The sequence below is a fragment of the Cupriavidus sp. KK10 genome, assembly GCF_018223725.1.
Lineage (GTDB): Bacteria > Pseudomonadota > Gammaproteobacteria > Burkholderiales > Burkholderiaceae > Cupriavidus > Cupriavidus necator.
Genome location: NZ_CP073677.1, coordinates 2,084,302 through 2,108,438 on the forward strand (window position 1 = coordinate 2,084,302; position 24,137 = coordinate 2,108,438).

General features: G+C 66.8%; 19 protein-coding genes. 13 read left to right on the forward strand and 6 right to left on the reverse strand.

Translation table 11 applies throughout. The annotated features are described in order from the left end of the window. Positions 1 to 213 precede the first annotated feature (213 nt). The 6 genes from imuA to KB879_RS10110 all read left to right on the forward strand — a co-directional run bounded on the left by imuA (position 214) and on the right by KB879_RS10110 (position 9,865). Positions 214 to 1,113: a translesion DNA synthesis-associated protein ImuA gene (gene imuA, locus KB879_RS10085; protein ID WP_249221274.1), complete on the forward strand. Its 900-nt coding sequence runs from the start codon at positions 214 to 216 to the stop codon at positions 1,111 to 1,113. After that, entirely contained in the window at positions 1,046 to 2,617 is a 1,572-nt protein-coding gene (locus KB879_RS10090; RefSeq protein ID WP_013952698.1) for a DNA polymerase Y family protein, read from the forward strand. The genes imuA and KB879_RS10090 overlap by 68 nt, the downstream gene beginning before the upstream one ends. Next, entirely contained in the window at positions 2,614 to 6,024 is a 3,411-nt protein-coding gene (locus tag KB879_RS10095; RefSeq protein ID WP_211981178.1) for an error-prone DNA polymerase, read from the forward strand. The genes KB879_RS10090 and KB879_RS10095 overlap by 4 nt, the downstream gene beginning before the upstream one ends. Positions 6,025 to 6,262: 238 nt before the next feature. After that, positions 6,263 to 7,222 carry a MurR/RpiR family transcriptional regulator gene (locus tag KB879_RS10100; RefSeq protein ID WP_249221275.1) on the forward strand — a complete coding sequence of 320 codons (960 nt, stop codon included), beginning with the start codon at positions 6,263 to 6,265 and terminating at the stop codon, positions 7,220 to 7,222. 228 nt (positions 7,223 to 7,450) lie between these two features. Next, entirely contained in the window at positions 7,451 to 7,636 is a 186-nt protein-coding gene (locus KB879_RS10105) for a hypothetical protein (RefSeq protein WP_211981179.1), read from the forward strand. A gap of 48 nt (positions 7,637 to 7,684) precedes the next feature. Then, positions 7,685 to 9,865 carry a phosphocholine-specific phospholipase C gene (locus KB879_RS10110; RefSeq protein WP_211981180.1) on the forward strand — a complete coding sequence of 727 codons (2,181 nt, stop codon included), beginning with the start codon at positions 7,685 to 7,687 and terminating at the stop codon, positions 9,863 to 9,865. Positions 9,866 to 10,214: 349 nt separating this feature from the next. Here the strand turns inward: KB879_RS10110 and KB879_RS10115 are convergent, their stop codons facing one another. After that, positions 10,215 to 11,042: an SDR family oxidoreductase gene (locus tag KB879_RS10115; protein WP_211981181.1), complete on the reverse strand. Its 828-nt coding sequence runs from the start codon at positions 11,040 to 11,042 to the stop codon at positions 10,215 to 10,217. 99 nt (positions 11,043 to 11,141) lie between these two features. Here KB879_RS10115 and KB879_RS10120 point away from each other — a divergent pair, with 99 nt between their 5' ends. From KB879_RS10120 to KB879_RS10150, 7 genes are all read left to right on the forward strand, one after another. Next, the gene (locus KB879_RS10120; protein WP_018314485.1) at positions 11,142 to 11,516 is read left to right on the forward strand and encodes a heavy metal-responsive transcriptional regulator; all 375 of its coding nucleotides are present in this window, start codon (positions 11,142 to 11,144) and stop codon (positions 11,514 to 11,516) included. Between the two features lie 224 nt (positions 11,517 to 11,740). Further along, positions 11,741 to 12,598 (forward strand): ATP-binding cassette domain-containing protein, encoded by an 858-nt coding sequence (locus tag KB879_RS10125; RefSeq protein ID WP_211981182.1) that lies wholly within the window; start codon positions 11,741 to 11,743, stop codon positions 12,596 to 12,598. Positions 12,599 to 12,604: 6 nt separating this feature from the next. After that, on the forward strand, positions 12,605 to 13,438 hold the full coding sequence (locus KB879_RS10130; protein ID WP_211982165.1) for an ABC-2 family transporter protein: 834 nt from the start codon (positions 12,605 to 12,607) through the stop codon (positions 13,436 to 13,438). A gap of 5 nt (positions 13,439 to 13,443) precedes the next feature. Next, entirely contained in the window at positions 13,444 to 14,247 is an 804-nt protein-coding gene (locus tag KB879_RS10135) for an ABC transporter permease (RefSeq protein ID WP_211981183.1), read from the forward strand. A gap of 327 nt (positions 14,248 to 14,574) precedes the next feature. Further along, positions 14,575 to 15,300 (forward strand): SDR family NAD(P)-dependent oxidoreductase, encoded by a 726-nt coding sequence (locus KB879_RS10140; protein WP_041228607.1) that lies wholly within the window; start codon positions 14,575 to 14,577, stop codon positions 15,298 to 15,300. Between the two features lie 502 nt (positions 15,301 to 15,802). Then, a complete protein-coding gene (locus tag KB879_RS10145) occupies positions 15,803 to 16,945 on the forward strand; it encodes a 3-deoxy-7-phosphoheptulonate synthase (RefSeq protein WP_249221276.1) in 1,143 nt (380 codons plus the stop codon). A gap of 229 nt (positions 16,946 to 17,174) precedes the next feature. Continuing rightward, positions 17,175 to 17,969 (forward strand): SDR family oxidoreductase, encoded by a 795-nt coding sequence (locus tag KB879_RS10150; RefSeq protein WP_211981185.1) that lies wholly within the window; start codon positions 17,175 to 17,177, stop codon positions 17,967 to 17,969. A gap of 138 nt (positions 17,970 to 18,107) precedes the next feature. Here the strand turns inward: KB879_RS10150 and KB879_RS10155 are convergent, their stop codons facing one another. The 5 genes from KB879_RS10155 to KB879_RS10175 all read right to left on the reverse strand — a co-directional run bounded on the left by KB879_RS10155 (position 18,108) and on the right by KB879_RS10175 (position 24,047). Next, a complete protein-coding gene (locus KB879_RS10155; protein ID WP_211981187.1) occupies positions 18,108 to 19,109 on the reverse strand; it encodes a tripartite tricarboxylate transporter substrate binding protein in 1,002 nt (333 codons plus the stop codon). A 175-nt stretch (positions 19,110 to 19,284) separates the two neighbouring features. Next, complete coding sequence (locus tag KB879_RS10160) at positions 19,285 to 20,145, reverse strand: MipA/OmpV family protein (protein ID WP_371827397.1); 861 nt, start codon at positions 20,143 to 20,145, stop codon at positions 19,285 to 19,287. 111 nt (positions 20,146 to 20,256) lie between these two features. Continuing rightward, positions 20,257 to 22,470, reverse strand: a complete 2,214-nt coding sequence (locus KB879_RS10165; protein ID WP_211981191.1) for a xanthine dehydrogenase family protein molybdopterin-binding subunit — start codon at positions 22,468 to 22,470, stop codon at positions 20,257 to 20,259. After that, positions 22,467 to 23,465, reverse strand: coding sequence for a xanthine dehydrogenase family protein subunit M (locus KB879_RS10170; RefSeq protein ID WP_211981193.1), 999 nt, complete (start codon positions 23,463 to 23,465; stop codon positions 22,467 to 22,469). The genes KB879_RS10165 and KB879_RS10170 overlap by 4 nt, the downstream gene beginning before the upstream one ends. 9 nt (positions 23,466 to 23,474) lie before the next feature. Then, entirely contained in the window at positions 23,475 to 24,047 is a 573-nt protein-coding gene (locus KB879_RS10175) for a 2Fe-2S iron-sulfur cluster-binding protein (protein WP_211981195.1), read from the reverse strand. Positions 24,048 to 24,137: the final 90 nt, after the last annotated feature.

Genomic DNA, 24,137 nt, shown 5'->3' on the forward strand with positions numbered 1-24,137 from the left:
AGAATTATTTTTTCTATTGCGGACCGCCGCCCGGGATGAAACCGGCTGGGGAGCACATGAAGACGGGCCGCCGCCCGCCCGTCTCACTTCCCCGGTGTCCCCCAGGCCACCCCTCGCCGCTACCCCTTGCGCTGGCACCAGATACTGTATAAATATACAGTTATCGTAAACATACTAGTTCCTCGCCGCCCCGGCGAGCGACGCCAACTCCACATGACTGCGCAATCGCACGCAGCCCCGCCCATGGCGGCGGAGGGCCTTCTTTTCCCTGCGCCGGCGCTCCCGGAGCCTGCCCCGTCTGCCCCGGCCTCGCGCCAGCAGGCGCTGTCGGTGCTCGAGCAGCGTTATCCCGGGCTGTGGCGGGCCGGCCAGCTGGGCCGTGCCGGCGGTGCAGCGGTATGCCCGACCGGATATGACGCGCTGTCGGCGGAGCTGCCCGGCGGCGGCTGGCCGGCGGGCGGGCTGACGGAACTGCTGACGGCGCAGGGTGGCGCGGGCGAGCTGCGCCTGCTGCTGCCGGCGCTGCGCGCGCTGGCCGGGGCGGGGCGCCGCATCGCGCTGGTGGCGCCGCCTTACCTGCCCAATGCGATGGGGCTGGCCGCGGCCGGGCTGCCGGCGCGCCAGCTTTACTGGATGCGCCCCCCGGCCGGCGCCGGCAAGGTCGCGCAACAGGCCGACATGCTGTGGGCGGCCGAGCAGGTGCTGCGCAGCCAGGCCTTTGGCGGCGTGCTGGTCTGGCTGCCCGCGGCCCGCCCCGAGGCGCTGCGCCGCCTGCAGGTGCTGGCGCAGACCGGCGACGCGGTGGCATGGGCGCTGCGCCCGGCCACGGCGCTGCGCGAGTCGTCGCCGGCGGTGCTGCGGCTGCTGCTGGCGCCGCTGCCCGGCAATGTGCTGTCGATCACCTTCCACAAGCGGCGCGGGCCGGTGCGGGACACGCCGCTGCTGCTGCGCCTGGACGGGATGGCAGCGGCCACGCGCGCAGCCGCCTGGCCTGTCCCGGCAGGAGCACCTGCCTTGTCTGAATCGTCTTCTCCATCTTCTTCCGATGTCGTACTGGATCGCGGTGCACCTGCCGCGCCTGCCCCTGGACGCCCTGCAGCCCAACTGGCCTGAGCTGGCGCCCGCCGTGAGCCCGCCTGCCGCCACCGCCACGCTGCACCATGCGCTGCCGGTGGCGGTGATGGCGCGCGAGCAGGTGGTGCTGGCCAACGGCCCGGCGATGCAGCTCGGCGTGCGCTACGGCATGCGCCGCGGCGGCGTGCAGGCGCTGTCGGCCGACATCGTGCAGCTGGAGCGCGACCTGGCCGCGGAAGCTTCGTTGATGGAGGCGGTGGCGCTGGCGCTGCTGCATTTCACGCCGGGCGTGACCGTCGACGAGGAACCGGAGTCGGCCACGGTGATGCTGGATGTCACCGCCAGCCTGCGCCTGTTTGGCGGCCACCGCGCGCTGTGCCGCGCGGTGCGCGCCTGCGTGCGCCAGCTTGGCACCTTTGCCCAGGTGGGCTCCGGTCCGACCGCGCACGGTGCCGCGTGGCTGGCGCGCCAGCCGCTGCGGCGCACGCGGCGCGGCGTGGTGCGGCCCGGGCGCCGCGCGGTGGGCATGGCGCGCCTGCACCGGCTGCTGGACCGCCTGCCGGTGGAGGCGCTGCACACGCTGGCCGATCCGGCCTGGCTGGACGGCATCGGCTGCCGCACGCTGGGCGAGGTGCGGCGCCTGCCGCGCGCGGGCCTGACGCGCCGGCTGGGCCCGGCGCTGCTGGCGCGGCTGGACCAGGCCTATGGCGACACGCCGGCGCGCTTTGTCTGGTTTGTGGCACCGCCCGCGTTTGCGCAGCGCATGGACCTGCCGGGACGCATCGAATCCGCTGAGGGTGTGCTGACCGGCGCGCAGCGCCTGCTGCTGGCGCTGGCGGGCTGGCTGGCAGTGCAGCAGGCCGGCGTCACGCGCTGCGTGCTGGTGCTGGAGCATGAGCGCTACCGGCGCGGCGTGGACACCGACGGCACCGAGGTGCCGGTGGGCCTGGCCCAGCCCAGCCGCGACCCCGCGCACCTGTCGCGGCTGCTGCGCGAGAAGCTCGACAAGCTCAATTTCCACGCCCCGGTGACTGGCCTGGCGCTGCGCGTGGAGGCGATGGCCGCATGCGTGCCGCAAAGCGATGCGCTGTTCCCCGAGCCCGGCGGCACGCCGGAAGACCTGGGCCGCCTGCTCGATACGCTGATGGCGCGGCTGGGCCGCGACAACGTGCTGCAGCCGCGGCCGCTGGCCGACCACCGGCCCGAGCGCGCCAACCGCTGGTGCCCGGTCGACGAGCCCGGCGGCAACAAGGCCGCCAGCCTGCCGGGCCCGCAGCCGGAGCGCCCGCTGTGGCTGCTGCCGCAACCGTTGCCGCTGCCGGTGCAGCGCCACCGGCCCTGCCACGGCGGCCCGCTGGCGCTGCTGAGCCGCCCTGAGCGCATCGAGGCCGGCTGGTGGGACGGCGCGCTGGCCACGCGCGACTACTTTATCGCCGAGCGCGCCGACGGCCTGCGCTGCTGGATCTTCCGCGAGCGCCCGGGCCATGCGGCGCAGGACGATGGCGGCGAGTACCGCTGGTTCCTGCATGGGTTGTTCGCATGAGCGCGCTGTCCTTGCCTGCCTCGTTGCCGGGTTTGCTGCCGGCGTTGCCGGATTACGTGGAGCTGCACTGCATCTCCAACTTCACCTTCCTGACCGGCGCCTCGCACCCGGGCGAGCTGATCGAGCGCGCCTTCCGCCTGGGCTACAGCGGGCTGGCGCTGACCGATGAATGCTCGGTGGCCGGCACCGCGCGCGCGCACGATGCCATCGAGACCTTGCGCAAGCGCCTGCACGATGCGGTGGCGCGCAGCGCGGCACGCGGGGAGGAGGGCGTGGATGAGCCGCTGCTGGACAATGACGAAGAGCCTGACGCCGGCGATGACGATCCCCATGCCCACGCCAGCCGCCACCAACGGCTGCAGGCGCTGGCCCGCGCTGCCGATGCCTTCGCGTTGCTGATCGGCAGCCGCTTCAGCCTGACCCCGGCCGATGGTTCGGCGCGCCCACCGCTGCGGCTGGTGCTGATTGCCCAGCACCGCGAGGGCTTTGGCAACCTGAGCGAGCTGATCACGCTGGGCCGGCGGCGCGCGCAGAAGGGCACCTACCGGCTGCATCCCGAGGACCTGGCCGCGCCTGCCGCTGACGAAGCGCACCTGCGCGGCATGCCCGGCTGCGTGGCGCTGCTGCTGCCCGACTATTGCGCCGATCCTGAACTGCTGCGCGAGCAGTCCGAGTGGTGCCGCGCGGTCTTCGGCGAACGCGCCTGGATCGCGCTGGAGCAGTTGCAGGGCCATGCCGATGCACTGCATCGCGCGCGTCTGGAAGCAGTATCGGCACAGACCGGCGTGCCGCTGGCGGCGGCCGGCGCGGTCACTATGCATGTGCGTTCGCGCAAGCCGCTGTCCGATGTGCTGGCCGCGATCCGGCTGGGCCAGCCGCTGGCCGAATGCGGCATGGCGCTGGCGCCCAATGCCGAGCAGCACCTGCGCATGCGCCAGGTGCTGTCGCGCCTGTACCCGCGCGAGACGCTGGCGCAGACGCTGAAGATTGCCGAGTCCTGCGATTTCTCGCTGGGGATGCTGCGCTATGAATACCCCGAGGAACTGGTGCCGGCCGGCGAGACGCCGATCTCCTACCTGCGCAAGGAGGTCGCGCGCGGCAAACTGGAGCGCTTTCCCAACGGCCTGAAGCCGGAGTGGGAGACACAGCTGGAAGAAGAACTGCAGCTGATCGAGGAAAAGCATTACGAACCCTTCTTCCTCACCGTGCACGACATCGTGCGCTTTGCGCGCGGGGAGGGCATCCTGTGCCAGGGGCGCGGCTCGGCCGCCAATTCGCTGGTGTGCTTCTGCCTGTATGTAACCGAGGTCAGCCCCGAGCAGGCCAACCTGCTGTTCGGCCGCTTCCTGTCGCGCGAGCGCGATGAGCCGCCCGACATCGACGTGGACTTCGAGCACCAGCGGCGCGAAGAGGTGATCCAGTACATCTACAAGAAATACGGCCGCCACCGCGCCGCGCTGGCCGCGTCGCTGATCACCTACCGCTCGCGCAGCGCACTGCGCGACGTGGGCCGCGCGCTGGGCATCGATGCCAGCGTGGTGGAGCAGGTGGTCAAGGGCCAGGCCTGGTGGGACGGCGGCCGCGGCTTTGTCGAGAAGATCGCCCGCTATGGGCTCGATCCCGAATCGCCGGCGGTGCAGCAGTGGGCCAGCCTGACCGCGCAACTGCGTGGCTTTCCGCGCCACCTGTCGCAGCATGTGGGCGGTTTCGTGATCGCGCGGCACAAGCTGTCGCGGCTGGTGCCGATCGAGAACGCGGCCATGGCCGACCGCAGCGTGATCCAGTGGGACAAGGACGACCTGGAGTCGCTGGGCCTGCTCAAGGTCGATGTGCTGGCGCTGGGCATGCTGTCGGCGATCCGGCGCGCGCTGCAGATGATCCCCAACCCGGACCCGGCGCGAGCGGGGCTGCCGGCGCGCATGGAAGACATCCCCAAGGAAGACCCGGACACCTACGACATGATCTGCAAGGCCGAGACCATCGGCGTGTTCCAGATCGAGTCGCGCGCGCAGCAATCGATGCTGCCGCGGCTGCAGCCGCGCAAGTACTACGACCTGGTGGTGGAAGTCGCCATCGTGCGGCCCGGCCCGATCCAGGGCGGCATGGTGCATCCCTACCTGAAGCGGCGCGAGGCCTTCCGCCGCACCGGCAAGCCGCCCACTTACTTCAACCCGGTCATCGAAAAGGTATTGGGCCGCACGCTGGGCGTGCCGATCTTCCAGGAGCAGGTGATGCAGCTGGCCATCGACGCGGCCGGTTTTTCACCAGGGCAGGCCGACCAGCTGCGCCGATCGATGGCGGCCTGGCGGCGGCGCGGCGACCTGCGCCAGCACCAGGACGCGCTGGTGCGCGCGCTGACCGGCAACGGCTACCCGGAATCCTTCGCGCTGGCGATCTGCAAGCAGATCGAGGGGTTTGGCGAGTATGGCTTCCCCGAGAGCCACGCGGCCAGCTTCGCCAAGCTGGTCTATGTCAGCGCCTGGCTCAAGTGCCATCATCCGGCCGCCTTCCTGTGCGCGCTGCTGAACAGCCAGCCGATGGGGTTCTATTCGCCGTCGCAACTGGTGCAGGACGCCAGCCGCAATGGCGTGCAGGTGCTGCCGGTGGATGTCACCCTCAGCCACTGGGACAGCACGCTGGAGCCGGTGGAGGCCGATGTCGCCGACGCGCAGGCCCGCACCAGGCCGCAGCATCCGCGCGTGCGCCTGGGCCTGGGCCGCGTCAAGGGCATGCGTGAAGCGGCCGCGCTGCGCATCGAGGCCGCGCGCGCCCAGCGTCCGTTCGACAGCGTCGAAGACCTGGCGCTGCGCGCCGGCCTGGACCGGCACGACATCGACGTGCTGGCCGCCGCCGACGCTCTGGCACCGCTGGCCGGCAACCGCCGCCAAGCCCGCTGGCAGGCCCGCGCCGCCGCCGCGCATGCCGCGCACCGCGACCTGCTGTACGAAGCGCCGCCCGCCGAAGCCGCGCTGGCGCTACCCGCGCCCCGGCTCGGCGAAGACGTGACGGCGGACTATGCCAGCCTGGGCCTGTCGCTCAAGTCGCACCCGCTGGCGTTGCTGCGGCACAAGCTGGCGGCCATGCGCTTTGCCACTGCCAGCCAGCTCGCGCGCTGCGCCAACGGCCGCCGCGTGCGCGCCTGCGGCATCGTCACCGTGCGCCAGCGCCCATCCACGGCCAGCGGCACCATCTTCGCCACCATCGAGGACGAGACCGGCTCCGTCAACCTGATCCTGTGGCCCGACCTGGTCGAGCGCCAGCGCAAGGAGGTGCTGGGCGCCACGCTGCTGGGCGTGGTCGGCACCTGGCAGCGCCAGGGCGACGTGCGCCACCTGGTGGCCAAGGAACTGGTGGATCTAAGCCCGATGCTGGGGCGGTTGATGGTGGGGAGCCGGGATTTTCATTGAGACGGACAGCGGACCGGATGCAACACTCTGCATGGAAGCCGGGCGCTCGCGACCAGTTCTGTGGCAGGGGCAACGGAAAACGGTACCGTCAACGCAAACAGTTATCATCGTGCCGTGCCTTGCCGGTTTCATCCGGAACACTGAATTCACCATACACTTTTGCAGGTCGATTGATGCCGATTCCGTTTTGCCACCCTGGCTTCGCGCCCTACCGTCAGTCCGTGGGCGGGCGGGGCCCATGGTAAAGGGCCGCCGCGGCGCGGGCGTAGCGCAGAGCCGGCAATCATCGTCGCAGGCGTCATCGGCCAGAACGGAGGCCGCGCAGACCGCCGAGCCAGCACCGCCGTCGGCCACCACGTCGGCGATGCTCGCGCGCATTCACAGCATGCGGGACTCGCTGGGGCCGGCCGGGCAGCGCATTGCCGATTTCGTGACCCGGTATCCGCAGACCGTGATCCATATGTCGGTCAGCGAAGTGGCCGAGCGCACCAGTGCGAGCGAGGGCAGCGTGGTCGGTTTCTGCAAGAGCCTGGGCGCGACGGGCTTCCAGCAACTGAAGATCCTGCTGGCGCAGGAACTGGTGCAGGGGGTCCAGATCATCCACGAAGACCTCGAGCCCGGCGACACCTGCCCGGCGGTCATGCGCAAGATCTTCCAGAGCAACGTCCAGACGCTGCATGACACCAGCGCCGTGCTCGACGTGGCCGCGATCGAGCGCGCGGTCGCATTGCTCAGGGCGGCCGAACGCATCGAGATTTATGGCATTGGCAGCGCGGCGCCGATCGCCGAGGATGCGCAGTACCGCATGCTGCGGATCGGGCTCAACGTGAAGGCGGTCGTGGATTCGCATATCCAGGCCATCAGCGCATCGCTCGCGGGCCCCAGGGTTGCCACGCTGACCATCTCGCATTCGGGCAGCACGCACGAAACCGTGACGGCCACGCGGCTGGCCCGGGAGAGCGGTGCCAGCACCATCTGCATCACCAATTTCGGCAAGTCGCCGATCCAGGCCTTCGCCGACGTCGTGCTGTTCACGATGGCGCGCGAGACCCGCTTCCGGACCGAGGCGATGACCAGCCGCCTGGCGCAACTGGCGATCATCGATGTGCTGATCGCCTGCCTCGCGCTTACCGACTACGACACCTCCGTCGAAACGCTGCGGCGTACGTTCGACGTCCTGTCGCTCAAGCGATATTGAGCCCCAGCCGGCCCGCGCCGGCATCCTGACATTCTCCTGCCGCAGTTGTCGTCCAGCCTTGCTCCCGTCAGTGGCGGGAGCGGGTGCTGTTCCACGTCCAAGGAATGAGGATAATTCAAATGTGCAAACAAATGAATTGAGCAATATTCATTTGTATGTCACATGGGGAACCTAGTCTTCGAGTCGCGTCAGCCCCGTCCCCCTGACCCTCGAACACTAGGAGTCCTCATGAAAAAGCCATTGTGGTATGGCCGTGCCGCGCTGCTCGCGGCGCTCTTGTCCCTTGCCCTCACCGCGTGCGGTGGCGGCGAGAATAGCAGCAGCATCACTCCCCAGGCCGTCAAGACAACCATGCAGGCGGCAGCAGCCGACGACGCGGCAGCGTCGAAGAAGGGCATGCACTGCGCACCCTGACACGCCCGCGATCCTCCCCCCATCGTCCGCACCTACCATTCCCCGATCATGACCAAAATCGATCGACGCACCTTCCTTACCGGCGCCGTCAAAAGCGCGGCCGCTGCTTCGGTTCTGTCGATGCTGCCGCCCAGTATCGCGCGCGCACTCGCCGTTCCCGCTGCGGTCAATACCGGCACGATCCAGGACGTGCAGCACGTGGTGATCCTGATGCAGGAAAACCGCGCCCTGGACCATTACTTCGGCGCCATGCGCGGCGTGCGCGGCTTCGGCGACCGCTTCCCGGTGCCGGTGCCGTCAGGCAAGCCGGTGTGGTACGAGTCGAACGGCACGCGCGAGATCACGCCGTTCCACCTCGACAGCGCGACCGTCAACGCGCTGCGCGTCTCCGGCACGCCGCACAGCTTCATGGATGCGCAGAATGCGTGGAACCAGGGCCGTTTCGGCTTCTGGGCCAAGTACAAGAACGACCATTCGATGGGCTACTACCGTCGTGAAGACATTCCGTTCCAGTACGCGCTGGCCGAGGCCTTCACGCTTTGCGACGCCTACCACTGCAGCCACGCCGGTGGCACCGACCCGAACCGCATCACCTTCATGTCGGGCTCCAACTACAACCCCGCGATGCGCGAGGCGGGGCGCAACTGCACGCTTGACGATGCGGAGGTCAACAACCTGCGCTGCAGCGTGGGCGGCAAGCTGCCCACGCCGGGCTACACATACAAGGGTTCCGCCTTCCAGTGGTCCACGCTGCCGGAAATGCTGCAGGCAAAGGGCGTCAGCTGGCGCATTTACCAGAACCCCAACGCCAACTGGGGCGGCCTGCTGCATGGCGGGCTCGCCTTCAAGAGCTTTCGTGAATCGCAGCCGGGCAATCCGCTCTACGACAACGGCATGAGCAGCTGGACCATCGAGCAGCTGGCCGCGCATGTGCGGGACGACACGCTGCCGGCCGTGAGCTGGATCCTGCCGACGCCGGCGCAGTCCGAACATCCGGGCGGCCCGTCGAGCGCAACCGAAGGCGCGGCCTTCATCAACACGGTGCTGACGGCGCTAACCGCCAATCCGGAGGTCTGGAGCAAGACCGTGTTCTTCATCACCTTCGATGAGAATGACGGCTTCTTCGACCATATGCCGCCGGCCGCGGTGCCGTCCTACGACGCCAATGGTGTCCTGCACGGCAAGTCGACTGTCGACGTCACCGGCGAATACTTCGACACCGCCGGCAATACGGCGCTCGACGGCACCACCACCAGCGGCGAGACCATCCGCCTGCGCCCGTACGGGTTCGGCCCGCGCGTGCCGATGTATGTGATCTCGCCGTGGACGCGCGGCGGCTGGATCAACTCGCAGGTGTTCGACCACACCTCGATGGGGCGCTTCCTGGAACAGCGCTTCGGCATCACGGTGCCCGCGATCAGCCCGTGGCACCGCGCAGTGGCCGGCGACCTGACTTCCGTCTTCGATTTCAGGACGCCGAATGACCAGGTGTTTCCGACGCTGCCGGATACCAGCAACTACCAGCAGGTGATCGCCGAGCAGCTGGCGAAACCCAAGGCGGCGGCACCGGCCGTGCCGGCGTCGCTGTTCCAGGAGACTGGCACCAAGTATTCGCGCGCGCTGCCCTATGTCCTCCATGCGAGTGCGCAGGCCGAGCCCACCATAGGCAAGCTGAAGCTGATCTTCAGCAATACGGGGGAGCAGGGCACGGTCTTCCATGTCTACGACCGGCTCCATCTGGACCAGATTCCGCGCCGCTACACGGTCGAGCCCGGCAAGACGCTGGACGATGAATGGGATGCGCGCACCTCGGACAACGGGCGCTATGACCTGGCGGTCTACGGGCCTAACGGCTTCGTGCGCATGTTCAAGGGCCAGCTGCCTGCGGACGCCATGGCCGATGCCCCTGAGGTACGCGTCTGCTACGACCTGGACAAGGGCAGTGTCTACCTGTCGGCGCGCAACGACGGCAAGGGCGCAGTCAACGGTGGCGGCAAGCCGCTGACGCTGGTGGTGACGCCCAACGCTTATCGTAATGACGGTCCGTGGCAACTCCATATCACGGCCGGCGCCGAGGTGGAGCACCACTGGCCGCTGCAGGAGAGCGGCAACTGGTACGACTTCACGGTCACGGAAGCCGAAAGCGGATTCGAACGGCGCTTCGCAGGTCGCCTGGAGACCGGCCAGCATGGCGTGACGGACCCGGCGATGGCAACCGGGCTCGGCTGAGCGTCCGGTCGCTGCGGTCGGGCCGGAATGCGTGCCGGATCGCAGTTTTGCGCGGTGATGGCAAATCGCCTCGAAGCTCCGGATCTCGTGCGGATCTGCAGCTTGCATCGCTGGTGGGCCGCCCAGCCTCTTTGAGGCTGCCGTCGACCATCCGGAAGAGGCAATCGGCGCGAGACCAGCTGGCTCACGCCGTTTGCCGTCCAGCGCTGCTCATCCGTTGCGCGGGTCAGCAGCTGTTCGAGTAGTGATCGGCGGAGGTCGCTTGTCGGCCAGTTGCAGCCGTTCGCTATCCGCCGAAGACGATCTGAGGATCGCGACGTCGAGACTACCATCTGGAAACGGCGCAGCCCTACGCCTTGAGATCTGTTGCCGCGAGATCCTGAACTTCTCTTGGCCGAAGGATTTTTTCAACGAGCCGAGCCGACATCTGGCGGCTCAGTAGTCTCTGCAAGTTCGCCAGCAGTCGATTTCGCCCCCCCACAACCCAATAGCTCAGATTGCGATCGAGCGCCCACAAGGCATCCTGCACCACGTTCGCGACCGGCATCGGCACGCCGACAGCAGCCTCCTTCGCGCCAACAACGTCGAAAAAGGCCGTTTGCGTCGCGCCAGGACATAGCGCGACGACCCGGATGCCCCGATGCCGGTTCTCAGCCCAAACAGCTTCCGAAAATGACAGGAGAAAGGCCTTCGTCGCGCCGTAGACGGCCATATACGGATCGGGCTGGAATGCCGCGGTTGACGCGACGTTGATGACTGCGCCGTCGGATCGCGCTTGCATCCCCGGCAGCAGAAGATGAGTCAGCTCGATCGCGGCGATGCAGTTCACCAGAACTTCATCGCGCTGGCACGTCAACGGAATCGTTTCAAAGCGCCCGTAAGCTGCGAAGCCCGCATTGTTGATTAGCACATCGACGACCGTGCCGGTCTGCTTCAGATGAAGATCGATCGTGTCGACGGCGTTGGCCGCGCTCAGGTCGACCGTCAGAAAATCGGCGTCGCACGCATAGTCGCGTCGCAGTTCTGCGGCCAGATTGCGCAGCTTGTCGTGAGAGCGTGCGACCAGCAGGAGTCTCGCACCGCGTTCGGCCAACGCATAGGCAAACGCGCGCCCGATACCCGACGATGCACCGGTGACGAGTGCTGTTTTTCCGCCAAAATTGAAAGATTTGCTCATAGCTTGCTGATGGAGTGGAACGGGAGTTGCACTCTAAACCGTTGACTATAGGCAACGGTCAAGCGTAAATGTCGTTCCACGACATTGATTGGAGGCAGCATGCGCATCGGCGAGCTATGCAAGAGGGCGGGTGTATCGCGCGACACCGTCCGTTACTACGAACGTATGGGTCTGCTGGACAAACCAACACAACCTAACGCGACGAACACTTACAAGCGCTATTCCGAACTTTCGTTACAGCGGATACGGCTGATCGTCCACGCGAAGGAGTTGGGCTTCACGCTGGCGGAAATTGGCGACGTTGTCCATGTATGGGAAAGTCCGACGTTCGGCGTTGACCAAAAGGTCGCGTGCCTGCAAGCAAAACTCGCCGAACTCGACGCAAAGAGTCTTGCGTTGATCACGCTGCGAACAGGGTTGCTGAATGCGTTGGCCAAAGTTGGCGGCGATTGTGTCGAAGAAGAAATAGCGTGATGAGTCGCGGCCGTGCAAGTGTCATGCTGCCTCGAACAGGAACGTCAATGGCCGCTTTGGGTCGACAAGAGACCTTCGTTCACCTTAGATAGCGGGACTCCTCCACAGATTTTCGTGGCAAGGCAAGCAGTCCCACAGCCGCACCGCGGTCGCGAGATCGGAAAGGGGGGGTAGGCCACGGCCCGCACTTCGTGTAAAATCCCCCGCCCTCATCGTGCCCAGCCATGCCCCAGATCGTCGTCAGTCATCTACGAAAGACCTACCGCATCCACGAGCGCGACCCGGGCGTGCTCGGTGCGTTGCGCGCGCTGGTGCGGCCGCGCTATCGCACGGTCGATGCGCTGGCCGGGGTGTCGTTCGAACTGCAGCGCGGGGAACTGCTGGGCTTCATTGGCCCGAACGGTGCGGGCAAATCGACCACCATCAAGATTCTTGCGGGCATCTTGCGGCCAGACGGCGGCCGCGTTGAAATCGACGGACGCGTCCCGTTCGATGACCGCGAGCGGCATGTGGCGCGCATCGGCGTGGTGTTCGGGCAGCGCACGCAGCTCTGGTGGGATCTTCCGGTCGGTGAGGGATTCGCGCTGCTGCGCGACATCTATCGGGTCGACCCGGTGCGCTTTGCCCGTACGCGCGACGAACTGGTCGCGCTGTTGCATCTCGAACGCCTGCTCGACCAGCCTGTGCGCCAGCTGTCGCTGGGGCAGCGCATGCGCGCCGAGATCGCGGCGGCGTTGCTGCATGAGCCCGACATCCTGTTCCTGGACGAGCCCACCATCGGGCTGGATGCGCCTTCCAAGCTCGCGGTCCGTGACTTCGTGCGGCGCGCCAACCAGGAACGCGGCACTACCGTGCTGCTGACCACGCACGACATGCATGACATCGAGGCGCTGGCCAGGCGGGTGATCGTCATTGGCCACGGCCGCGTGCTGGCCGACTGCGCGGTCGAGGCGTTGCGGTCGCAGGTGGTGGCTGCACGCCGCCTGGACGAGGGCCTCCCCGAGGACGCGGAGGACGAGGGCATGACCATCGAGGCCGTCATCGCGCGCTTCTACGCGATGCACGGCGCGGCCGAGGCCTAGTCCATGATGGCGCCGCGCGAACTCGTGCGTCCCCATCTCGCGGCGTTCAGGTGCCGGTTCCTGCAGATGCTGCAGTACCGGGTGGCGGCCTACGCGGGTTTCCTTACGCAGTGCTGGTGGGGTGGTATCAAGGTCATGATTCTGGTGGCGTTCTACGGCAGCGCGGCGGCGAGTGCGCCGCTGTCGCTCGCACAGGCCATCACCTATACATGGCTGGCTCAAGGCCTGCTCGCGCTGCTGCCGTGGTTGGGCGATCCGGAAGTCGCGCAGGCGGTGCGCACCGGCGCGGTGGCCTACGACAGGCTGCGGCCGGTGGATGCCTATGCGCTGTGGTTTGCGCGCTCGGCCGGGTGGATCGCGGCGCGCGTGCTGCCGCGCATGGCGTTGATGGCCGCGTTTGCGGGTATCGCGCTGCCATTGGCCGGGTTTGGCGACTGGGCCTTGCAGCCGCCCGCGGGGCCGGCAGCGGGCATGGGCTTCATCGTCTCGATGCTGTTTGCGCTGCTGTTGTCCACCTCGCTTGTGATGCTGCTCAACATCGCGGCGGCTGCGGCGCTCAATGAACGAGGCATCAATGCGCTGGCGGGGCCGGTCGTGGTCGTGTTCTCAGGCAACCTGCTGCCTCTGGCGCTGCTCCCCGACGCCTGGCAAACCGTGCTGCTGATGCAACCGTTGGCTGGCGTGATGGATATTCCGGCGCGCATCTACTTCGGGCAACTCGGCGGCGCGGAAGCGGTCGCCGGATTGGGCCTTCAATGCCTGTGGATCGTGCTGCTGGTCGCTGCCGGCCATGCGGCCATGAGCCGAACGATGCGCCGGCTCTACGTGCAAGGCGGATGAGGCGCATGGGCTCGCTGGCATTGTTCGTCCGCCTTGCGATGGCCTCGCTGAGCAGCCAGGCGCGCTATCCCGCGTCGGCGCTGATGCTCACGCTGGGTCAGTTTCTTGCCACCGGGATCGAGGTGATCGCGGTCTGGGCCCTGTTCGACCGCTTCGGCGACGTGCAGGGGTGGCGAATCGGCGAAGTGGCGCTGTTCTACGGGTTGGTGAACTGCATGTTCGCCATCGCCGATGCCATCGGGCGCGGATTCGACGTGCTGGGCACGACCTTTTTGCGTACCGGCGAATTCGACCGCTTGCTATTGCGGCCCCGCCCTTTGGCTCTGCAATTAATGGGGCATGACGTCCGCATCAGCCGCCTGGGGCGATTGCTGCAAGCGCTGATGGTGTTGGCCTTTGCAACGGTGCAGGTGGGCATCGCGTGGACACCGGCATCAATCGCCATTGCCCTGTTTGCGGTCGCAGGCGGCGTGGCGCTGTTTCTTGGCATTCTCGTGTTGCAGGGTACGCTGTCCTTCTGGACCATCGAGAGCCTCGAGATCGCCAATGTGCTCACATACGGTGGCGTACAGGCGACGCAATATCCGGTGGCCTTGTATGCGCGGTGGTTCCGGTACGTGCTGACCTTTGCTGTGCCGCTGGCCTGCGTCGCCTACTACCCTGCGTTGGCGATATTGGGCAAGCCTGATCCGATCGGTGCGCCGACCTGGACAGGGCTGGTGTCACCGTTGACGGGTTTCGTTTTTCTCCTGGCGGCCATCGGCGCATGGCGTATCGGGCTGCGCCACTACACGTCGACTGGCAGCTAGCTGGTCACGGTCTGGGCCGTTATTGAGCTTCATCGCCCACGGTGGCGCAGATTGACGACCGCGAGAGGGACTCCGCTGACATCTGACGGCCGGCGAACACCATGTCTGTGTGGCCGCCTTCGACCATGCAAGTATTTGTCTGGAAGCGAACAGAGCATGCCCGACGAGGGCTAGTACCGTAGGGATCGGCGGGTGGGTTGCATGGCAAGTCCTGTCGCCGATGACGCGACGAGGCAAGGCTCAGGGTATTGCCTGCGTCATAAAGCGGGGGCGGCGTCTGCCGTGCGCGCTACCGCTTCTACGCAGCCATGGCGCGCTGGGGATGCCGTGTCAAATATCTATGATCTATCGGGGAAGGCAGCGCTGGTGACCGGCGGTGCAAAGGGGCTCGGTCGGGCGATCGTTGCGCAACTGATCGACAGTGGTGCGCGTGTGCATGCTTGGGATATCGTGCCGTTCCAGATGGAAGGTGCCAGCACTGAGGTCGTCGATGTCTCCGATGCCGGGCAGGTGGGGCTGGCGCTGGCGCGACTGGTCGATGCGGGATATCGCTTCGACATCCTGGTCAACGCTGCCGGCTACCTTGGCCCAATGCAGCCATTCGAGAATCACGAAGCCTCACAATGGCATCGCATCATCGCCGTGAATCTCCTAGGGACCATGTACGTCGTGCAGGCGATGTTGCCGCACATGTTGCGCTGGGGAGGTGGCCGCATCATCAATATGGGCTCGCTGGCTGGCAAGGAGGGGCTGGCGGGGCTGGCTGCATACTCCGCGGCCAGCGGCGGCGTGGTCGTTCTAACCAAAGCAATCGGCCGCGAACTGGTGAAGCGCAACATCTATGTTAATTGCGTGGCACCCGGGCCCATGGATACCGACATGATTCACGCGCTCGGCAGCCACGAGGTGGCGGCCATGGTTGCTGATAGCCCGGCCGGGCGCCTGGGTGATCCGGCCGAGGCTGCGCACCTGGTAGCGTGGCTATGTTCGGACGCCAGCCGCTTTAATGCAGGCGCTGTCTTTGACATGTCCGGTGGGCGAGCGCGATTTTAAGGAAGTGCGGATCTTCGGTTGGCATGTCGTGAGATCGATTCGATAATCCACTCCGACCCGGGCGTCAACGGCTTGATCTTCCCCAAATCGCAGCACGCGACACAGACGGCTTTCGAGCCAAGCTTCGTGGCGCGCACGGCTGCCGTCTTGCCCCGGCGATGGGCATTCGGCGGGCGGCCTGACATCGTAGTTCCCCCGCAAAAGCCGGGACCGCTGATTGGCTGGTTTGCCAATCGCCATGGTTGGCTTTGCGCAGCGCCGGGCTGATAATCACGACAGTGGCCTCGGGAGGATGCATGACGATAAGGGCTGAGGGGGTGAGAATAGCCAGGTCCTGGCTGGATGCGGCGTTTGCTGACGCGCACCAGCGCGCCTGGGCCGTCCCTCAGGAGCCGTCGCCGTCGCTACCTGCCGCATCGCAACGACATATTCCGGATTCCGCTGCTGCGCCTGACTGGCACCCGCCGGCGGTCTTCCTGTCCCAGTTCTCCAGGAGCTAGCCATGAATGATCCACAGAAATCTCCGTTGACCATTGCCGAGGGTTGGCAGGCGCCGCCGGACCGCACCAGCGTGACTGACGACGCCCGCGTCGAAGACATCATTCCGCTGCCCCCGCCTGAACACCTGATCCGTTTCTTCCCCATCCGGGGCACGCCGGTCGAATCCCTGGTCACCCAGACGCGCCAGCGCATCTCGCGCATTCTGCATGGCAAGGATGGCCGGCTGCTTGTGATCATGGGACCTTGCTCGATCCACGACCCGCAGGCGGCACTCGAGTACGCACGGCGGCTGATGGAGCAGCGCCAGCGCTACGCCGGGACCCTGGAGATCGTGATGCGTGTGTACTTCGAGAAGCCGCGTACCACGGTGGGCTGGAAAGGACTGATCAACGACCCGTATCTGGACGAAAGCTATCGCATCGACGAGGGCCTGCGCATCGCGCGCAGCCTGCTGGTTGATATCAATCGCCTCGGGTTGCCGGCGGCCGGCGAGTTCCTGGACGTGATCTCGCCCCAGTACATAGGCGACCTGATCTGCTGGGGCGCGATTGGTGCCCGCACCACCGAGAGCCAGGTGCACCGCGAGCTGGCTTCGGGCATTTCAGCACCGATTGGCTTCAAGAATGGCACTGACGGCAACATCAGGATTGCCATCGACGCTATCCAGGCCGCATCGCGTCCACATCACTTCCTGGGCGTGCACAAGAACGGGCAGGTGGCGACGGTGCATACCAAGGGCAACCCGGACTGCCACGTCATTCTCCGTGGCGGCAAGGCCCCGAACTACGATGCGGATTCCGTGGCGGCCGCCTGCAGGGAACTGGAAGCGGCCGGGCTCGGCAACTCGCTGATGGTGGATTGCAGCCACGCCAACAGCAGCAAACAACACCTGCGGCAGGTCGATGTCGCGCGGGACGTGGCGCAACAGATAAGCGGCGGCAGTGACTCCATTTTCGGGGTAATGGTCGAAAGCCATCTGTTCCCCGGCGCACAGAAGTTCACCCCGGGCGTGCACAGTCCTTCCGCGTTGTCATACGGGCAGAGCATCACCGACGCCTGCATCGGGTGGGACGACTCGGTGGCGGTGCTGGACATGCTTAGCGAGGCGGTCAGTCTGCGCCGCGGGCCGGATTCGCAGCCGTAGGAAAGACGTCAGGGCATTGCATGCCTCCAGTATCCGGAAGGGCAGCTGACAGCTCGGTTGGAGTTACTTCCGCCGGCGACACGCCGCGTCCACTATAACTAACGGACACAGGCGGGGACGGGCGTGCCCGTCCAGTTCGGAATGTCCTGCAGAATGTCTGCCAATCGGCCTGTCTGGCGTGCTGCGTGGGCATGGCAAGCCTGTCACCAGGCTACCGAAGGAGAGCGACATGTCCGAGACAAGCAAGGTAGTCCTGGTGACGGGTGCTACCGGAGGCATCGGGAGCGCCGTCTGCTTACGGCTGGCGAACTCAGGCTATTCGCTGATTCTTGCCGCGCGCGACATTAGCAAGCTGCAAGCCGCTTGCGCGGCGCTGGACAGGCCGGGCCTCCCGTCACATCGCTGGATCTCCGTCGACATGTCCAGTGATGCCTCTATCGCATCTTTTTCCCATGAGCTTGCGACGGACGGAACCGTTCTCGACGGCGTCGTATTGATGCCCCCGCAAATGCGGCCCACCGGCGATTGCCAGCCTCCGGCGGACATGTGGCGACAATTGTTCCAGAGCAACTTTATCGGCCCCCTCGAACTCCTTAAGAGCGCGATCTCCACAATGCGGCCAGATCCTTCCCAAGGACGCGGGGCAAAAATTGTCATCATTTCTGCCATCACCTCAGTGCAAGCCCTTGGAAACTACGCCACCAGCAATGTCCTGCGTTGTGCCTGGCTGGCTCAGGCCAAGACGCTCGCTTTCGCGATGGGCGAACGAGGAATTCACGTCAATACCCTCTCCCTCGGTGGCACCCTGACCCCAGACTATGTGGCATCGATCGACCTGCGCGCCACCAAGGCTGGCGTGACCTTCTCTGAACGGTTAGCCGAGGAAACATTGAACATCCCCTTGCGAAAGTATGGAAGGCCTGAGGAGGTCGCCCTGGCGGTCGAAGTCTTGTTATCCCCCTTCTCCGATCACATGACTGGCGTGAACCTGCTGCACGATGGCGGGTTCACGAGAGCCTATTGAGTATTAACCAGCGAAGCAGCGTTCCTTTTCAGTCGACAAGAGACCTTCATTTACCTCGGAAGTCGCCATCCAAAAAAAACATGGCGAGCCTGGTAGCTCGCCACGTTTATACCCGGGCATGTATTGCGGTCTGCAACCTCAATCCAGCGTAATCTTCCCCGCCTTAACAATCTCCGCATAGCGCGTAGTATCGCGCTCGATCAGCTTGCGGAACTCCTCAGGCGTACCGCCTACCGGCACAAATCCCAGGTCGGTCAGCTTCTTCGTGACCTCCGGGCTGCGCGTGGCCGCGGCGATTTCCTTGGCCATGCGGGCCACGATCGGTTGCGGCGTGCCAGCCGGCGCCATCAGCCCGGTCCACGAACTCATCACGAAGCCGGGGAAACCTGCTTCTTCCATGGTCGGGATGTTGGGCTCGCCGGGCCAGCGCTTGGCGGAGGCCACGGCCAGCACATTGATCTTGCCCGACTTCACATGCGGCATCGGCACCAGCAGCGGGTCGAAGGCCACGGAGACTTCGCCGGACACTAGCGCGGGCAGGATCGGCGCGCTGCCGTTGTACGGCACGTGGGTCAGCTTGAGCTTCGATTCCATCGCCAGGCGCTCGCCCGTCAGGTGCGCGGAGCTGCCGACGCCGCTGGAACCGAAGGTCAGCGTGTCGGGGTGCTTCTTGCCGTAGTCGACCAGTTCGGCGACGGTCTTGACCGGCAGCTTCTTGCTGGAGAACAGGAACAGCGGCAGCTCGGCCATTTCCGCCACCGGCACCAGGTCCGTGGGCTTGTAGCTGAGCTTGGAATACAGCGACATGTTCGCGCTGTAGGCGGCCAGCACCGACACGAAGGTGTAGCCGTCCGGCGCCGAGCGCGCGGCCACGCCGACGCCCAGGGTGCTGTTGGCGCCGGGTTTGTTCTCGATGATGATCGGCTGGCCCAGCCGCTGCGAGACTCTTTCGAACACGACGCGCGAGACGGTGTCGGTGGAGCCGCCAGGCGTGTAAGGCACGATTACCTTGATCGGCTTGGCCGGCCACGCTTCGGCGGCGAGGGCAGTGGGGGCGGTGTGGGCGGCGGCCAGGCCGGCAATGGCCATGGCGGCTAAACGCGCGCTGCGCGATACGCGATGCTTGATGCTGGACTTCAACTACATCTCCTTCCTTGGCTTCTTCGACTATCCCCTGGCGGGGATGCTGCGGCCGGATATTCCGGTCGGCCAATTATGCGGGACGCAGTATTGAGGTTCCGGGGCAATACCGTCCAAATCGCGGACGCCAGCCATCCACTGTGCGATAGCCGCACGGCGCGGCTGACGATCCGGCTCAGAATTCGTAGTTGATCGACAGGTCGAAGACCCCGTTGGTCGACTTGCGCGTGATCGGGCTGTCCGCCGCATCGCCGGCCAGCTGCGAGATCGCGATGTCGCTGGTGGCAAACCAGTGCTTGTTGAAATACCACACCGCGCTGACGCCGAAGCCGTAGGACTTGATGCCGCCGCGCGCATGGTAGGCGGGCCGCCCGGCGCGGGCCTGCGAGTCGCTGACGCCGTACCAGGCGTTCATATAGCGCGAGTCGGCCAGCGTCACGGTGGGGCCGGCAAACCAGAAGAATTTTTCGGAGCTGCCCGGCAGCGGCATATAGGCGCCGATATCGCCGACCCAGCCGTCGCTGCCGCCCAGGCTGCGGCGCGCGTCGATGCGCAGCACCAGCGGGAATTCCTTCGAGACCGCGTATTCCGCGAACAGCTTGCCTTCCGGCGCCGGGTTGATATTGCCCATGCCGTCCAGGTGCGGCGAATCCTCCTTTGCGCGCCGTCCAAGGTTGTAGGTCAGCGCGATCCCCGCGCGCCAGTTCTTGCCCCGCAGCAGGTTCACGCCCAGTCCTTCGCCGATCGAAGCAAAGGCCAGGTCGCGGTAGCGGATATCGATGCTGGGCCCGCCGATGACGATGTATTCCGACGAGCCGTCGTAGCGCGGCCGCACCATGGCCGCGGCGCCGAGCCGGACTTGCCAGTCGGGGACGGTGTCTTCAAACAGCTTCTGGAGCGGAATGCCGGCGGAGAACTGCCATTCCGCCAGCGGTGCCGGGGTCTGGGCGCTGGCCAGGCCCGGGGCCAGGACGGCGCCGGCGGCCAGCAGCAGGGCAATGCACGAGGACGGACGCTTGGGGTAGAGCTCGGTCACGGCAGCCTCCAAGCCCGCCAGGCGGGCAGTCAGGTTGCGGGCGCGGGGCCCGTGGGCCACATCTTTCCATTGGATGGCGGCCAGCGCAACCACCCGGGGCCTGGGCGGGTCTCAGTCCAGCAGCTTGTCCAGCGTAATCGGCAGGTCCCGTACGCGCCGGCCGGTGGCATGGTACACGGCATTGGCGATGGCCGCGGCCACGCCGACGATGCCGATCTCGCCGATGCCCTTGGTGCCCAGCGCGTTGATATGTGGATCGTCCTCGTCCACCACTGTCACGTCGATGGTGCCGACGTCGGCATTGACCGGCACGTGGTACTCGGCCAGGTTGGCATTGGCCACGCGCCCGGTGACGGGATCCAGCTCGGTCTTCTCATGCAGCGCCATGCCGATGCCCCAGATAATGCCGCCCTTGAGCTGGCTGTGCGCGGTCTTGCGGTTCAGCAGCCGGCCCACGCCGTAGCTGGCGACGATGCGGCGGACGCGGATCTCGCCCAGGTCTGGATCGACATGGACCTCTGCAAAGACCGCGCCAAAGGCGTGCATTGCGTATTGCTTCCGCTCCTTGCCGGGCTTGGCGCTGGCCCGCGCTTCGATCGCGTGGCCACCTGCGCGGGTGATCGGCGCGGACACGGGTTCGCGCTGCGTCGGATCGGAGCGGCGTTGCAGCCAGCCGTCGGCAATCTCCACGTCTTTCGCCGGCACGCCCGACAGCGGCGAGGCCGGGTCCGCCACGGCTTGCCGGATCAGTTGCCCGCGCGCGGCCGCGGCTGCTTGCTGCACGGCAGGCGCGACGCTGGCGACCGACTGCGAGCCCCCCGACACCGGGGCCTCGGGGAAGGCCGTGTCGCCCAGTTCAAAGCGCACGCGCTCGGGCGGCAGCCCCAGTGCGTCGGCTGCGACCTGCGTCATGACCGTATAGGTGCCCGTGCCGAGGTCTTGCGAGCCGGAGCGTACCAGTGCGGTGCCGTCCGGCAGCAGGCGCACCATCGCGCTGGCGCCCGAACGATAGGTGGGATAGGTCGCGGTGGCCATGCCCAGGCCCACCAGCTTGCCGTTGGCGTGCATCGAACGCGGTTCGGGGTTGCGGCGCGCCCAGTCGAAGCGCTCGGCGGCCTCCCGATAACATTCACGCAGCGATTTGCTGGAAAACGGCAACTGCTTCTCAGGGTCGGTATCGGCGTGGTTGCGCAGGCGCAGCGCGACCGGGTCGATGCCGAGCTGTTCCGCCAGCTCGTCCAGCGCGCATTCCAGCGCAAAGCTGCCAGTGGCTTCGCCCGGCGCCCGCATGAAAGTGGGGGTGCCGATGTTCAGCTTGACCAGCCGCTGGCTGGTCTGCAGGTTGGGGCAGGCATAGAGCCGGCGCGTGATCAGCGCCGCGGATTCAAGCCAGTCTTCGATCATCGAGGTGCCGGCGGTCACATCGTGGCGGATTGCGCTCAGCGCGCCGTCCTGTGCCGCGGCAGCGACCAGATGCTGCTCAGTCAGGGGCCGCGCGCCTACGGTGCCGAACATCTGCGTCCGGTCCACCACCAGCTTCACCGGGCAGCCCGCCTGCCGCGCCGCCATCGCGGCCAGCATCACGTGGGACCATACCGAGCCCTTGCAGCCGAAACCGCCGCCTACGTATGGGCAGATCACGCGAACCTTCTCCATGGGAATGCCGAACGTGGCCGATGCGACCTTGCGGACGCCGGTGACGTATTGCGTCGCGTCGTACAGCGTCAACTCGCCGCCGTCCCAGACGGCGATGGTGGCGTGCGGCTCCATCGGGTTATGGTTTTCCATCGGCGTGGTGTAGACCGTGTCGACCACGGCGGCGGCGCTGCGCAGGCCGGCGTCAGGATCGCCGCGATGGCTGTCGGCCGATCCGTCCTCGTCCTCGTCGGGTTTGCGTGCCTGTGTGCGGGCCTGCGCAAAGTCCAGCACGGCGTCGGCGCGCCGGTATTGCACCGGCAGGCAGCGGGCGGCGTCGCGCGCTTGCTCCAGGGTGTCGGCCACGACCACGGCGATGGGCTGGTTGTTGTAGTGGATGGCGGTGTCCTGCAGCAGGCTCATGACGTGCCCGGCCGTGGCAATGTCCGCGGCGGCCTTTCCGCCCTTGGGCAGGTGCGGTGCATTGAAGGGTGTCATCACCAGCCGCACGCCTGGCATGCGCTCACAGGCGGCGGTGTCCATCGACGTGATCTCGCCGCAGGGGATGGTGCTGGTCACCATCACCGCATGGGCCAGGCCCTGCAGCGGATGGTCGGCGGTATAGCGGGCGCGGCCGGTGACCTTTGGGATGCCGTCGACACGGTCGAGGGGGGCCCCGGTTACGCTCATGCTGAGGCTCCTTGCGGCCGGCTGGCGACCTGCAGCGCGCGCAGCACGGCACGTTGCGCCAGTCCCACCTTGAAAGCGTTGTGGGCATAGGGATGCGCGCCATCAAGCAGCAGCCGCGCGGCTTCGGCGGCGCTGTGCGCGCTCAGCGGACGGCCCGCCAGGGCCCGCTCCGCCGCCGGCACGCGCCACGGCTTGTGCGCCACGCCGCCCAGCGCCAGGCGGGCGCTGCGCACGGTGTTGCTGTCGATTTCCAGCGCCGCGGCCACCGAGACCAGCGCAAAGGCAAAGCTGGCGCGGTCGCGCACCTTCAGGTAGTGGGCATGGGCGGCATAGGGCGAAGGCGGCAGGTCGATGGCGACGATCAGCTCGCCCGGCGCCAGCATGGTGTCGCATTGCGGCGTGTCGCCAGGCAGCCGGTGGAAGTCGCCCATGGGGATGCGGCGCTCGCCGGTGGTGGCGCGTACCACGACCACGGCTTCCAGCGCGGCCAGTGCCACGCACATATCGGACGGATGCACGGCGATGCATTGCTCGCTTGCGCCCAGGATGGCGTGGATGCGGTTGATGCCATCGCGCGCGCCGCAGCCGGAGCCGGGCTTGCGCTTGTTGCAGGCGGGGAAGCCGGGATCGTAGAAGTAGTGGCAGCGCGTGCGCTGCAGCAGGTTGCCGCCCACCGTGGCCATATTGCGCAGTTGCCCGCAGGCGCCCGCCAGCAGCGCTTGCGCCAGCAGCGGATAGCGTTCGCGCACCAGTGGGTGGTTGGCCGCATCAGTGTTGCTGACCATCGCGCCGATGCGCAGGCCGCGGTCGGGCAGCGCTGCCACCTGGGCCAGCGGCAGCCGGCTGACATCTACCAGCAGCCGTGGCGCTTCCACGCCGGCCTTGACCAGGTCGAGCAGGTTGGTGCCACCGGCGACATAGCGCGCCCCCGGCTGGCCGCCCAGGCGCATGGCGTCGTCGACAGACTCGGGCCGTTCATAGGAAAAAGGATTCATGCCCGGTCCTCAGCGGCTGCCGTGCCGGTTGCAGACCTCGCGGACCGCGGCAACGATATTGGGGTAGGCGCCGCAGCGGCACAGGTTGCCGCTCATGCGCTCGCGGATTTCATCGTCGCTGAGCGGCAGGGCCGCCGGGCGCAGCGACTGGACCGCGCTCGCCTCACCGGCCTGCGCCTCGGCCAGCATGCCCACCGCAGAGCAGATCTGGCCGGGCGTGCAGAAGCCGCACTGCAGCGCGTCGTGCGCGATGAAGGCGGCCTGCATCGGATGCAGCGTGTCGCCGCTGGCCAGGCCTTCGATGGTGGTGATCTGGCGGCCTTCCTGCATCACCGCCAGCGTCAGGCAGGCGTTGATGCGCCGCCCGTCAACCAGCACCGTGCAGGCGCCGCACTGGCCGCGGTCGCAGCCCTTCTTGGCGCCGGTCAGGTGGATCACTTCGCGCAGCGCGTCAAGCAGCGTGCAGCGGGGCTCCAGCTGCAGCGTGCAGGGCTTGCCGTTGATATGCAGCGTGACCGGGCGGGCAGCGGCGCCGGGGGGCAGGGCGGTGCTGCACTGGGCGGGGGCCTTGTCTTCGGACATTTGCGGGCCTTCTGTGGGGACTCCGGCACGGTGGGGGACGGCGCCTGGGATGCAGGAAGGCTGCAAGTTCAGTGCCGGGGATGGCCGTGG